The 13,852-nt window shown below is 65.9% G+C and carries 6 protein-coding genes; 1 reads left to right on the top strand and 5 read right to left on the bottom strand.

The annotated features are described in order from the left end of the window. Positions 1-167: 167 nt before the first annotated feature. A complete protein-coding gene (locus LHJ54_RS00935) occupies positions 168-3,548 on the bottom strand; it encodes an amidohydrolase family protein (protein WP_228241759.1) in 3,381 nt (1,126 codons plus the stop codon). A 207-nt stretch (positions 3,549-3,755) separates the two neighbouring features. Between LHJ54_RS00935 and LHJ54_RS00940 the strand changes: the two genes are divergently transcribed. Beyond that, positions 3,756-5,969, top strand: a complete 2,214-nt coding sequence (locus LHJ54_RS00940; protein ID WP_228241761.1) for a S8 family serine peptidase — start codon at positions 3,756-3,758, stop codon at positions 5,967-5,969. A 10-nt stretch (positions 5,970-5,979) separates the two neighbouring features. On the opposite strand, the gene LHJ54_RS00945 is transcribed toward LHJ54_RS00940, so the two are convergent. The 4 genes from LHJ54_RS00945 to LHJ54_RS00960 form a co-directional block, all read right to left on the bottom strand. Then, positions 5,980-7,143: a hypothetical protein gene (locus LHJ54_RS00945; RefSeq protein WP_228244250.1), complete on the bottom strand. Its 1,164-nt coding sequence runs from the start codon at positions 7,141-7,143 to the stop codon at positions 5,980-5,982. Beyond that, positions 7,143-12,152: a DUF11 domain-containing protein gene (locus tag LHJ54_RS00950; RefSeq protein WP_228241767.1), complete on the bottom strand. Its 5,010-nt coding sequence runs from the start codon at positions 12,150-12,152 to the stop codon at positions 7,143-7,145. The genes LHJ54_RS00945 and LHJ54_RS00950 overlap by 1 nt, the downstream gene beginning before the upstream one ends. Positions 12,153-12,216: 64 nt before the next feature. Beyond that, the gene (locus tag LHJ54_RS00955) at positions 12,217-13,320 is read right to left on the bottom strand and encodes a hypothetical protein (protein WP_228241768.1); all 1,104 of its coding nucleotides are present in this window, start codon (positions 13,318-13,320) and stop codon (positions 12,217-12,219) included. A gap of 77 nt (positions 13,321-13,397) precedes the next feature. Beyond that, entirely contained in the window at positions 13,398-13,844 is a 447-nt protein-coding gene (locus LHJ54_RS00960) for a hypothetical protein (RefSeq protein ID WP_228241769.1), read from the bottom strand. Positions 13,845-13,852 lie beyond the last annotated feature (8 nt).

Consider the following 13,852-nt stretch of genomic DNA (forward strand, 5'->3'; position numbering starts at 1 on the left):
GACACCTCTAGCGGCGGAACATGAAAGTCTGGTGACGCTGTTCGCTCCAGGTGCGCGGCCTCCACTGCAAACCTTTGAAGCGGCACGGTCGTCCCGCTCCGGTATGCTGCCCGAAGGCGGGCGGCACGCAGCCTCCCGCCCTGTCCGCGGCCCGTTGCGCGGCGTGATCAGTGCCCATGCCCGCGCGTCATCCGCGCGCCCGCGCCATCACCGCTGCCTTCCGTTTCCCACCAGTATGGTGCACGCCGCCGATCTCCGGTCGTCACCTCGTTCATGGTGAGCGGGTCATAAAGCCTTCCCCCCAGCATCACCCTGTGCACCTTGTCCGTGTCGCGGATGTTCTCCAGCGGGTTGGCGTCCAGCACCACCAGGTCGGCGAGCTTGCCCACTTCAAGCGAGCCGATGTCACGGTCATAGCCATAAGCGCGCGCCGGCATGATCGTCGCCGCGGCCAGCGCCTCGACCGGGGTAGCACCCCCGCGTGCCAGGCTCCAGATTTCCCAGTGCGCGGCGAGGCCGGCCTGCTGTCCATGCCCGCCGATCGCAACGTCGACGCCCCGGCGCGCAAGTTTCAGCGCCTCTCTGGCAGCTTCATCGTCGATGTAGTCTTCTTCGGGAGCCATTGAGCGCCGGACGTTGTTGGCCAGCAGCAGGGCGGTGGGCTCATGCCGCCGCAGTATGGGATGTTCCCAGACGTTCGTGTGCTGTCGCCAGTACGGATCGCCGGCGAGCCCGCCATAGGCGACGACCAGCGTCGGGTTGTAGGCGACCTTCGTTTGCGTCCACAGGTCGAGCAGGTCGTCATAGAACACCTCGCCCGGCACATTGTGTTCGATGGTGGAGTTACCATCCTGGATCAGGCTGACGTCCATGGTCCACAGGGAACCGCCTTCCGGCACGACGAGCATGTTTTCGGCTTGAGCCGCGGCGGTGACCATCTGGCGCTGGTCACGGCGCGGCTGGTTATAGTTCTTGACCGACCGCGCGCCTTGAGCCTTCAGGCGGCGCACGCTGTCGAGCGCGTCTTCGTAGCTGTCGATCTCGGCATACACACGTGCTGCCTTGGCACCATAGATGATCTCTCCGGTGGAGAAGATGCGCGGCGCAAGGATCGTCCCGGCGCGCTGCATTTCAGCGGCCGGAAAGATCTCTCTGGCGCTGGAGGAGGGGTCGTGAATAGTTGTCGTGCCCAGCGCCAGATTGGCAATCGCGGACCAGTTCTGCTGCGGGATGAGGTCATCCGCGCCCTGCGGTCCATGCGCATGGCCGTCGATAATGCCGGGCATGATCGTCTTGCCGCCTACATCGACCCGCGTTGCGCCGGCTGGGACGGTCAGGGTGCCACTAGCGCCCAGGGCGACGATGCGGTCGCCCTGGATCAGGATGTCGCCCACTTCGATGACTCCGCCATCGGCGCCCGACATGGTGATGATGCGCGCACCCGTCAGCAGTACATCGCCGCGCGGCTTGTCCGCCGGCAGGGTCATCGCCAGGGAGTTTCCGGTCGTCGGGGGAATGAACTTGGGTGCAGCCGCACCGGCAGGCGCGGGGGCGGACGGGAACAGCTGTTCCACGGCGGCGGTATAGAGCGTCGGACCGAGACTCCAGTGCAGCCGCTGTCCGTTGCTCGACCAGTTGATGAAGTCCGCGCCGTCGTCGCTCACCCGCGTCACCGGAAGCGCGGTGCTGTCGGGGGACAGCGCCACGTCCTGCGTACCGGGCATCAGCGGTGTTACGAACGCCTGATAGTTCTGGCGAAACGCCAGGAAGCGTCCATCGGGCGACACGGAGAAGTCGTTGACCAACTCGCCGGTGGCATGAACCCGCTCGTTGCCCCCGGCAAGGTCAGTGCTGACAAGCCGCGCCTTGCCCGCGTCCGATCCGATGAAGAACAGGCGGCCGCTGCCCTCGCCCCATTGCGGATTGGTGCCGCTGACGGGCAAACGGCGCTGATTGCTGCCGTTCGCATCGACGAGATAGATGCCGGGGTTGCCGCCCCCGCGCGCGGCGGTGAGATAGCCGCCTTCGCGCTGTTCGAATGCAATGGTCCGGCCGTCGGGGGACAAACGGGGATTGGCGTAGTGTCCCGGCGTCTGCGTAACAGCGGTTGCGTTGCCGCCACGCGCGGGAACGGTTTTCACCACGCCGAGCCCGGCGTCCGTCCACGACACGAACACCACGCTGCGCCCGTCGCGCGACCAGCTTGGCCATGCCTCCATTGCATCGCCGGAGTTCGTCACCAGCCGCCGGGCCTCGCCTCCGGCTGCAGGCTTCGTGTACAGCTTGCCCAGGCTTTCGAAAACCACTGTGCGTCCATCGGGCGAAACGCTGGCCCAGCGGGGCATCTGCGTGGTTATCGTGTCCGGCGCGACCTCCACCGCCGGGTGTGTGGCGTCGGCAACGACCCGTGTGTCGCGTACCTGAAAGGGGATGACCGAATGTGCGCGGCCATCGGCGTTCACCCGGTTCAGCTTGCCTCCCGCCCAGAACACCAGGCTGCGATTGTCAGGCGTCCAGGCGATGTTCGGGTAAACCCCCGTGACTGCCCAGGTTTCCTGCACATCGCGGTCCAGCGGCGCGAAGATCTTGCGCTCGGCACCGGTGGCCAGATCCTTTACATACAGGCTGGTAACGTTGTTGTCGCGCCGCACGAAGGCGAGCGCTCTGCCATCTGGCGAAGGGGTGGGCCGTACCGCGCCGCCAGCCCCCGAAACCGCCGTCGTCACCGTTCCCGTATTCAGATCATAGCGTTCGATGTCGAAAATGCCGCTGCGTGAATTCTGCGCATACTCGAAGATCGGACCGGACGATGTGTTGCGCACGTAATAGATGGCGTTGCCATCGGGCGCGTAGATCGGTTCGCCCAGTTCCTTTTGCAGCACCTCGCTTGCCCGCTTGACCAGCGGTACGCCGGCCCCGCCGCTGACATGGTACAGCCACACCTCGCCAGTGCCCAGCGAACGGCCGGTGGTGAAGTGCTTCTTGGCCGCGATGAACCGGCCGTCCGGCGACCAGGTCGGCTGGTTGAGGAGGCGGAAATCCTCCTTCGTCACCTGTCGCTTGTCCGACCCGTCGACGTTCATCACCCAGATGTTGTCGCCGCCACCCCGGTCCGAAGTGAAGGCGATCCGTCGCCCGTCCGGTGAGAAGCGGGGCTGATGTTCGTAAGCCAGGCCGTCGGCGATCCGCGTTGGCGCGCCGCCGGTGATCGGCATGGTGTAGATGTCGCCGAGCATGTCAAACGCGATGGTTCGCCCATCCGGCGACACATCCACGTTCATCCAGGTTCCCTCGTCCGTGTCGATCGCGACTTCGCGCAAGGTGAGGCCGCGCGGATTGTTGACGTCCCACTTGGTCTGGTCGGCGGACGTCGGCGCGGCAGCGGTTCCTACCAGAGCAGGCGGCTCGGGCGTCTGCGCGTTCTGGCTGATGATGGCGTCTTCAGTGGTCTGCGTCTCTGCGACGGGCGGCAGCGGCTGGCTCTGCTGGGCATGGGCCGCATGTGCGCACAGGGCAAGCGCCAGGGCGCTGTAAAGAGATGTTTTCATGTTGCTTGTTCTTCTCTCGACCAGACGTTGATCCCGCGCAGCCTAGAGCGGCGTCCGCTGCGGTCAAGGCAACAATAGCTCGCTCGGCCACAGTCATTGGCACCGCCGCAACAATACGGATGGCAGGCGCAGCGCTTTGTTGAAGCTCTGCCGCTTGGATGGCGGCGCTGCGCCTGGAGCAGCTGTCTGCCACCGCGGAGGTTTGAGGTGCCTGATCACGTAGCCATCCCGCATCCGCGCTCCTGCCTTGGCGGAGCCGCCGCTCTCGCGCTGTCCGCCTGTGGCGGGGGCGGCGGGGACCGGCCCGCCGCCATGCCGCCCCCGCCACTGCCGCCCTCGACGGCAACGCCGGCCATAGCTGCGCCCCCTGCGCCCGCTGTCGCAGTGCCGGACCCGCGCCAGCCCGTTGCCGTTCCCGCCGCTCCGCAGCAGCGCCGGTCGGCAGCCGATGACGAGGAATACCGCGCCAACTACTTCGCAGCCGAAGTCATCGGCGCATTGTACGCGCTCAACCAAGGGTACGACGGTACAGGAGTGCTGGTCGGCGTGATGGACAACGGGATTGCCGAAGTCCCTGAACTCGCCGGCCAGATTTCCGGCTTGAGCAGGGATTTCGGCACGATCCATGACGTTGCCGGCGGCCGCATGGCGAGAGGCAGTGTCGGAGATGCCCGATCAGATCACGGAACCCCGGTTGCGGCCATCATAGCGGGGCGCAATGACGGTCTCGGGATACAGGGCGTGGCGCCCGGTGCGAAGGTGGTGTCGCTGCGGGTGGATTACGTGCTGCCGGATGGCTCGGCACGGCTGGGCGAAGGCATGGCCTCGGCCCTGCGCCATGCCGCCGATCACGGGGTGTTGATCGTGAACCGTTCCATCGGGAGAAGCAACCGCGGCGACGCGCCGTCCGACTTCGCCGCTGCCGTTGACTATTTCGGCAGCAAAGGTGGGCTGCTGGTGCAGTCCACCGGCAACGGCGGCGCGCCGGAGCCGACTGAGCTGGCCGAAGTGACGCAGACGAACCGATCGAGCTGGCTGTTCGTGTCGGCGCTGGTCCAGCACGGTGACGGCGTGATAGTCGCACCTTACGCCAATCACTGCGGCAGCGTCATGGATCGCTGCGTGATGGCCATGGGGGAAAACATCACCCAAGGTTCCGATGGTGCGATCATCCGCTTTTCCGGGACAAGTTCCGCCGCTCCACAGGCCAGCGCCTTGGCGGCCTTGATCATGTCGAAATGGCCGCAGCTGACCGGTGCGGACGCGGGCAACATCATCCTTCGCACAGCGCGCGATCTGGGGGCACCGGGCCTCGATCCGATCTACGGAGCCGGGCTGATCGACGTGCAGGCCGCACTCTCTCCCGTCGATCCCGTGCTGTCGAACGGCAGGACGGTAAGGGCACTGGGTGGATCGCACATGTTGATCAGCAACGCCTTCGGTGCCGCCGCCATCCGGGCAAGCTTAGGCCACGCGGTTCTCCTTGACCGGTTCGGGCGCGATTTTGCCGCCGATCTGTCGGGATCGGTGGTGCAATTGCGGCCCGCCGCGCCAGCTATCGACCCGGCAACTGCACAGCTGAAAACATCGCCCTGGCTGACGGGTGATGCGGACGCACCGCTGATGCAGTCGCAGACATGGCCTGCCGCTCAGCCGCAACGCTTTGCAGCAGGCGCATTCCGGCTCCCAACGGGTGGCAGGCCAACCGCCTTCGCAACTATTCGGCGCGATCGTGACGGGCACCCCTACCTCAACGGCGCCAGCAAACGTGTGGGCATTCTCTTGCCGCTGCAGGATCACCTGCTTTCGGTGGAGACGCATTTCGGGCGGTCGCACAACCGGCGCATTCATGCCGTCACTGCCCGCTTGAGTGGCCAGTCCGCCTATATTCAGACCGGGCTGGCAGATGAAGCCGGGGCGGTATTCGGCACCCCCGTGGGTAGCGGTCCGCTGCGCTTCGGCGATGGTGCGCAAACTGTGTTCCTGGCCGGCGGCGCGCAGACAGGAGGAGCGGGATGGCTGTTGGATGCAGAGGCATTTGTCGGCCTTTCCCGCATCAAGCTGGCCGACGACCTGCTGCTCCGGGAAGTAAGTGCAGTGGCCAGCGGACAGTTCAACCTGACTGCGCGTGCCGCTTGGGCGGATGGATTCCTTTGGGCAAAGCTTTCTCAGCCGCTCGCCATAACGGCCGGTCAGGCTTCGTTCCGCATGCCAGCAAATTTTGATCGACTGACCCGCACCCTGATTCATCACGACGCCGCCGCTAACCTGCGCGGCCGTTTCGATCCGCAGATGACCTTCGGCTATTCGCGCAGTAGCCCACTCGGACTCGTTCATGTGTCCGCCACCTTCCAGCCTGGAACAGGCGGGACAGCGGCGCTCGCAGGCTGGTCGGCCGCTCTGGGCGGCGCTCGTTGGTAGCGGACCGCCGCTACCGGATGCGGGCGCGGAATTGCAGCATCAGTGAAGCATTGGCGCCCAGTTCCCCTTGCGGCACGATGCGCAGGGCGCCGACCTGCGGGTCGAAACCGGCGGTGGGCGTATAGGTGTAGGTCGAACCGCCTCGCTGCTGGTACGTGACACTGCTCGCCGTCAGGGTCACTGCGCCGGTCGCGGTCAGTTTCACCGGCAGCGTGGTGGTGTCGTCGAATGGCTGGTTGCGGAAATCCAGCGTTGCGGGCAATTGGTCGAGCAGCAGCAGCGAGGCCGCATCGACCGAGCTGCCGCCAGTGTTGGTGACGGTGAGAGTATAGATAACTTCGTTGTCCGGCAGGTTGTAAGCGCCCAGGCTTCCGGTCACCGGCGTCGAACTCTTGCTGACCGCGATCTGCGGCATCGGGCAATAGCTGACGCCGCTTATGCCGACCGCCTGCTGTCCCGTCGCCGTTTCGCCGCTTTGCAGGGGAGCATTCCCATAGCTGAAAACGACGGAGGTTACCGGCTGGGCAAAGGACACGTTGATCGTGCCGGTGTCCGAATTGTTGCCGGAGTTGCCGCTTCCGGTCGCCTCCCGCGCATTGGTGCCGCCCTGTTGAAACAACACGCTGGACGCGGCGGCAGATACCGGCTGCCCCGTCTGGTTCCCGTTGCCGGCGGGCGAGGTCATCACCGGCGTATAGACGTTTCCGCCTGCGTCATTGCCCACCACATGCACCCAGTCGCGAAATGCGTTGGTCGCGAAATCAACGTCGAACAGGCTGAGCGACACGGTGCGGACCGGCTGCGGGAAGTTGAGCGTCACCCGCATCACGCGGGTGTTGCTGGTGATGGTCGCCGTGCGCGCCGACAGGATCCCGCCCACCACCAAGCTGTTCTGAGTCGTTGCACCCGACACGAGGTTTGAGATCGCCGGCAGGACCTGACCGGCCACCGTTGTGCTGGACAAGCCATTCTGAAAGAGGGCGACGCTGAAGTTCTGGCTGATCCCAAGACCGTTTGTGGCGGTGTAGGTGTAGGTAGAGTTGTAGCTGAGCGACCGCGCGGTCTGGTTGGCGAAGCTGAAGCGGAACTGGTTCGCGCTGTCGCACGACGCATGCGCAGCTCCCGCGTGACACAGGACCGCTACCGCAAACCCAATTTCGCGAACCCGCCGCATCACCGTCGGCCCAGCCCGAGAAAGCCGAAGCTGTCTGCATCCAGCTTCATTCTGGCGGAAGCGAAGAACCCCTTGTCCGTATGGCGCGCGGCGGCAAAATCCCGGTCCCGGAAGCCCGCGACATTATACCCCACCATCAGCAGCACGTCCGGCACCGGAACAAACCCCACATGCGGGCCGACGGCGAAGCTGGTCGTGCGATCCGTCAGATGCCCGCGCACACTGGCCGAACCGCCCACCTCGATCTTCGGTGACAATGCGATCCGCGCATCCAGGCCGCCCAAAAGAGAGCTGCCTTCGAAAGAAAAGTCGGCAACCTGATCGAAATTGTAGCGTCCGCCCAGGAACACTCCGATCTCTGCCAGTTCCGTCAGTCCGCCCTCCGCGCTTCCAAGTGGCAGCCAGTTGGCTGACAGGCTTGCCACAAGCCGCCGCGATATCGCGTCTCCGGTCACATTGAAAGCAACCTGGCCAGCGGGTCCCACCGCGCCCTGCACCGCATCCGCCACCCGGTCGCTGCGGTATTCCAGCTTGCCGAGGTAAGCGAAGGCGCTGTCCGCAGGCCGCACGGCCAGCGACACCGCCGCGTCCAGTATCTCTGTCTCTGCCCCCTCATCCGCATCGGCGCGGGTCCAGGTCACGCCTGCGCCAACCACCCGGCCTTCACCCAGCTGGCGCAGCAGGCCTGCCGTCACTCCGGCGCGGGTGGCGAACTCGCCATCGCGCAGCTCGGCCCGGCCCGTCGCGGCCCAGCGATCATGCCGCCAGCCCGCGCCGACGGTCACGGCTGCAAAGTTTTCGAACAGAGCGCCGTCTTGCGACAGGAATCCACCGCTAGCTGCCGGATGCAGCGGGTTGAGAACGTGCGCGGCGTCCGGCCGGTCGAGCGTGCGGTTGATGTCCAGCGTCGCATCGAGCGTGATGTTCCGCGACACGGCCAGGCTTTGCGACAGGCCAAAGGCCGCAAAGGTCGATCCGCCGATCTCCGCCAGGTCCTGGGTTCCGATCGTGGAAACCAGCCGCCCGCCCGTCCACAACCCCATTTCCAGTCCGCCCCGCAGAGTCCGCGCCGTCAACTCCTCGCCCTGAGCGATCTCGTAGGTGCCGATCAGCTGCACGTCCGATGTGACCGCATAGCGCGCGCCCAGCCGGTAACGGTTCGCCAGGTCGACGGACTCTGCTGCGCCCAGAGCAATAGTCGCGGTACCGTCAATCTCCAGCCGATTGTCGAGGAACCGCTTGGTCAAGCCGCCCTCCAGTGCCGTCGTGGCACCGCGGGTTCCATCGGCGTAGGTGTCCGACAGGTGCGCCACGCCGAACCGGATATCGGCATCTGCGGCACGGTAAGTAGCCAGCACGCGCGCTGCCCGGCGCCTGCTGTCATCGACAAGGCTTTCGTCGTGCCAGGCGCTGGCGACAACAGCCAGGTTCTGCGTCAGCGCGTAGCGGGCATCCACCCCTGCTTTGCGGCGACCGACTTCCGCGCCGTTCTGCTGACCAACACCATATCCGGCATCGAGAGAGCGCACATAGGCCAGCACGTCGAGGCTGCCGGTGCGGTGTTCGGCCTCTACCAGCCATGCCGCCGACTGTTCGCCGTCACGCTCGCTTGCCGCCAGCTCGGCCCGCACTTCCGTCGCAGCACCGATCCGGGCACGCACGTCCACCGCGCCAACCGTCGTCCGGGCACCGTCCCCCGCGTCGGTGAAGCCGGTCGCGCCGATCCGCAGTGCTTCGCCGGCCGAGGTCCAGGTGGTCCGCGCGCCCGCGTTCCAGCGGCCGGTGCCGTTCAGCGCATCGGTTTCATAGTCGATGACGATAAATCGCGGATTGAGGTCGTAATCGCGGCTCAGGACCGGCTCTGCAAAGCGGACAGTGCCGGACAGCAGGTCGATGTCATAGTCCACGAACCGGACCAGCTCGCGCCGTGACAGGATCAGTTCCGAGCGAAGCCGGTCGCGCACCTCGATCACCACCCGCTCGCTGTTCGCAAGGATTGCGCGGCTCGACAGGCGATAGGGCCCGGTCAGGCCGTTACCCTGCATTTCGTCGCGACGATGGCTGCCGGTCGTTTCGGCGGCGAAGCCCTGCACATGCACCTGGCCGAACAACCCCTCTGCCTTTACGCCCGTCGTGGTGCGGACATAGCGGCCGAGCAGCGTCTGGTCGAACGCGGCAACGAAGTCGCCGTACAGCGCATAGAAGGTGGCGGCTTCCACCCTGACGTAAAGCTTGTCCCGGGACGGCGCGTCGAAACGACGCGCGGAGCCGTCAGCGAACACGGTGTAGTACGCGTTGGGATCGATCGTTCCCAGCAGCCGCTGGTCTGTTGCGCCCTTTGCGCTGTCGAACGCTACCGTCAACAGAGCGCGGCCAAGAACCCGCCCCTTGGCGTAGAAGGCGACCCGCGCATCATTCCCCGGCGCGCTGGCGAAGTTCGCGCCCGGCTCCATCGCATCCGCGATGCTGCGCGCGCCCGCGCTGCCTTCGGCGAGGCCGATGAGCGTCCAGTCCTGATCGCCGGGCACGATCCAGGCATCCAGCACCTGCTCACGGACCAGGTCGCCATCGGCAAACTGGAAGTGCAGGTGGAGCGGGCCACTGACCATGGTGGGCGCAAGCTCCACCAGCGCCATCCCATCATCACCCGCGACCGTCCATCCTGGAGCGGCGGAAACCTGCCCGGTCAACGCGCCAGACTGTCTCCGGTCGATGGCCGCAGCGCTCTCGAATGGTTCGTTGATAAGGACATTGCCCGACACGCCTGAACGAACGGGGCGCCCTTGCCGGTCGGTCAGGCGGACCGCCACAACGGGCCGACCGGAACCGTCCGCCACAAGCCGCGACCGCTCGGGGACGATCTGTGCACGCCACGGAGCGCCGGTGTAAAAGACGTCCCGATCAAGCTCGGCGGCAACAGCGCCATCAGCGGCACGGACAATGGCGCGCAGGCGTGTTCTGGCGGCTGGCAAAGCGACACCGCGCCAGACGCTCACGGCGAAGGTGCCGTCGGCGCTGGTTTTTACTCCGTCGAATGACAGCGGGTCCACTGCCTTGCCATTCACGCTCAACTCTATGTTCTGCTCGGGCTGGTGGCGGATTGCCACCCGAATGGCCGGCACACGGGGGTTGTGGTCCGCTTCGGGAAACAGAATGGCGGCCGGGCCACTGCCCATCTCAAGCCAATCGACGTCTGCTCCGCTGGCGCGGCGAGCGGCCGCGTCGTACGCGGCGGGCGCTTGCTCACCGTCGCCTGCCCCGCGGATCGCAGGCGGTTGCCAATCCGGTATGACCGCAGCGAAGTCGGCCACCACGAGACTGCCTCCCTGCCCAATGGCAAAGCGCGAGGCAGCGGCGCCAGCAACGCGAGTGGAGCGGGCGCAATCAACAAACCGACCGCCAGTCGGCAGGGTCTGTGGTTGCGCCTGAACGACATGGGTGCCTGGTGACACACCTTCGAAGTGATACCGCCCGTCCGCGTCGGTAATCGCGAAGCTGCCATCCTCCAGCATCACCCGAACGCCTGGCACTCCGGGCCGGTCTGCGGCTTCGCAAGCACCGGCTGTCACCCGGCCCACGATGGTCATGCGGCCCGCGATCACGTCCCGCTCGATGCGAATCGCCTCGCGTGCGATCGTGCGCGCGCCGCGGGCGTCCACCACTTCCGCCTCGTTCACCGCTTCGCCTGCCGCTGCGTCGGCGCGAACGGTCATGGCATATGTCACGCGCGCTTGAGCGGCAGGTGCCAGGGCCGGCAGGGTTATGACAAAACGACGCCCATCTGGCGCGATGCTAGCCAACTCGCCCGCCGGCTGTCCGTCAACGCGGATACTGCCAGGCTGCAACCGCAGCGCCGCCGGCGGAGTGTCGGTCAAAACGACTCCGCGCTTGAACAGCGTCGTGTCAGGGTTGCGCAGCGTGACGGTGAAGAACACCGTGTCACCGGGCAGCGCGCGCGCTCGCGATGCGGTCTTGCTCAAGAGAACGGCTGTGTCGCTCTGCCGGTCGAGCGGGATATCGGCGCGCAGCGGTTCGGCACCGGAAACGACGAAGCTGCGGCCGAGCGAAGCGTCCACTATGGCAAAGCTGCCGCCAGCCGGCCGGGCCAGTGCGGCCAACGCCGCGGCCGGAACAGCGGACGGTGCGACATACGGCGCCGGCGGCTCGACAATAAGGCGGTAGCTGCCGGGGGCTACAATCGGAAAAAGGTACTCGCCCGGCAACAGCGCCGCTGTATTCCCGGCGGCGTCGGTCACGGTCTCGCCGCTTGTGACGACGGATGGCCATGGCGTCACCCCGTCCAGTGCGAACACCTGTGCCGGCTGACCGGTTGCCGCGTTTACCAGCGAAACGCGCGCCCCGCTCACCGGCTGACCGGTTACACTGTCGAACACGAAGTTGCTGACGGGGGCACGAAAAGCAATGCGGGCTAGCGCGAGCGGTTCGGCGCCGCTGGCCAGGAAACCCGCCACGCGGACAGGTTCGCCTTCCGAAACACTCAGGCGGCAGTCGCCAGGAACCGCAGGGCCGCCGGTGGTAGCGATCCCGCCGATGAACACGCCGCTGGCGATTGTACTCTCGTAAACGGTCAATTCCTCGCGATCGCTACCACTCTCAAGCGTGACCCGCAGGAAGTCGATAGCCGCTGGATCCTTGTTGGCCTCTGGCGCGGTGATCGAGAAATAGAGCGTCTGTCCGACGCGGAACGCCGCGCTAGGCGACAGCGAGATGGCCGCCGCGCTGTGGACAGTTACATCAGGCAAAGCTGTCGGCGCGGCTCCGCACAAAGGAGTGCGCCACGCGACCGGCCGCCCGGCCGCGCGGTCCAGGCTGAAGGTTTCGATCTGGGCGCCCTGCCGAACCACTTCGAACGCGACCCGGTTCGACTGCACCTCCAGCGTACGCCCCTCGCTGGTCCAGCGCGCCGCGGCGATGTTGCTGATGGTCTGCGCGTGCGCCGTTCCCAGGCCCAGCAACAGCAGCAGCGCTCCGAAAAGCGCCGCTGCCATCCAGCCGAAAGGTAGGTTGAAGCGCATCCTCCAACAGGCCGTGCATTACACCCGGCCGACCCGCTCAGTTGATCGTTGCCTGGAAGCGCAGGAAGCGCGACTCATTGGCCGGAATAGTGGCGAAGGTATTGGCAACTGTTCGCGTTCCGGCGTTGTAGTTCGCCGCGTCCGTTCCGGCGGTTCCGCCGGTACAACCCGTCGCGGCCGTATAGGTATAGGCGCCACTGATCGCGTTGTTGATAAAGACGGAATTGGCCACATAGGTCATCGCCGTCGGCACCACGTCCGCCAGGGCGACGCTGGCCGCACTTGCCGCGCCCGCCGCATTGCTGATGACGATGCAGTATTCCACCACCGCGCCGGGCACGGAGCGGAAGTTGCTTGTTCCGATCCCGTCGCTGACTACCCGGCTGTACTTGTTGACAGTAAGCTGCGCGCCCGACACGCGGTAATCGCTGCGGGCGGAGTGGCGCCCGTCACGAACCGCGTCACCCGGCGCCGGACCCGCCGCGTCGGCGAAGATCGTTTCCACCGTGTTGGCGCCGTTGGCGGTGCCTGCGGGCGTCTGGGTCAGCGCGGTGCCGCCCGATGCCGCCGTCGCGGTCAGGATGACGGTCGCAATGTCGTTGTTGACCGGAAGCGTCGGCGGAGTGCCGGGCGCGATGATCATGTCCGACACGACATAGACGGTGACCGTGTCGCCGGATGCCATCGCGGTCAGCGATGTGACGAGCTGGTCACTTGCGTCGAATCCGGCGGTCGTGCCCGTTTCGCGGAAGATGCGGATGTTGGTCACATCGAAATTGTCGTTGCCGGTGAACGTCGCCGCGCCATTCGCCTGGTTTGCCGCTGCCAGCAGATAGTCGAGCGTCGCGTTCGAGTTGTTGGTGACGGTAAAGGTTGTCACGGCGTTCGTTTGACCCGGTGCTACCGACACGGCTGCCGTGTTGGTCGTCGCGACCGTGACATTGACCCTGCGGTCCACTTTGAAAGTGTCGCTGGCAGTGATCCGGTTCTGGGCCACCCCGCCGACGCTGAAGTCGACCTGCACGGTATTGGTGATATCGGTGTTGGCGGCAGTGCCGACAGGCGATGCCTGCGCCGCGATGGGCGCGATGGCCAACGCCAGCGTGCTCACCGCAGCAAGCCAGTTGCTTGTGCGCGTCATGTAGTTTTACCCTGTTCTAAGCTCCGCATAAACCTCAGCCGCCTGCGGGGCGTAGCGGCGTAACCGGTGCGAGTGTCCTAGCGAACGGTCGCGAAGTAGCTCAGCTCTCCTCCTGCACCCGGCGCGATGCTGGGCAAGTTCCAGCGCACGTGGGTGACATCGGCGGTCGTTGCGGCGCGCGCGGCGCCGTCTTCGGTGATCCGTTGTTCGGCAAGTGGACCAAAGGTCCTGCCGCCATCGACTGAAACCGCGAAGGCGCCGTCGCTGGCCAGAACCACCGGTGCCGGCAGCGGATTGGTCACCACGAAATTGTCCACCGAAACGCTCCCCGCGTTGCGGTAGCGGGTGGTGAACACGAGGCGATCGCCCGGAAGCACGCTGGCCGGCGGGTCGAGTTGCTCCTTGCCGTCAACCACGCGCACCACATGCACTTCGGAAGTGAGTGCGACATTGTCCTGCGCCAGTGCGGGCACGGCGACGAATGCTGCTGCAACGCAGGTGGCGACGGAACGAAGAAGATGCATGGCGCGGC

The organism is Porphyrobacter sp. GA68, from assembly GCF_022605525.1.
Lineage (GTDB): Bacteria > Pseudomonadota > Alphaproteobacteria > Sphingomonadales > Sphingomonadaceae > Qipengyuania_B.

What these genes read in the sequence shown, in the direction of transcription:
- LHJ54_RS00935 (WP_228241759.1), bottom strand. Translation starts at nt 3,548, where the DNA reads ATGAAAACATCTCTTTACAGCGCCCTGGCGCTTGCCCTGTGCGCACAT.
- LHJ54_RS00945 (WP_228244250.1), bottom strand. Translation starts at nt 7,143, where the DNA reads ATGCGGCGGGTTCGCGAAATTGGGTTTGCGGTAGCGGTCCTGTGTCAC.
- LHJ54_RS00950 (WP_228241767.1), bottom strand. Translation starts at nt 12,152, where the DNA reads ATGGCAGCGGCGCTTTTCGGAGCGCTGCTGCTGTTGCTGGGCCTGGGA.
- LHJ54_RS00955 (WP_228241768.1), bottom strand. Translation starts at nt 13,320, where the DNA reads ATGACGCGCACAAGCAACTGGCTTGCTGCGGTGAGCACGCTGGCGTTG.
- LHJ54_RS00960 (WP_228241769.1), bottom strand. Translation starts at nt 13,844, where the DNA reads ATGCATCTTCTTCGTTCCGTCGCCACCTGCGTTGCAGCAGCATTCGTC.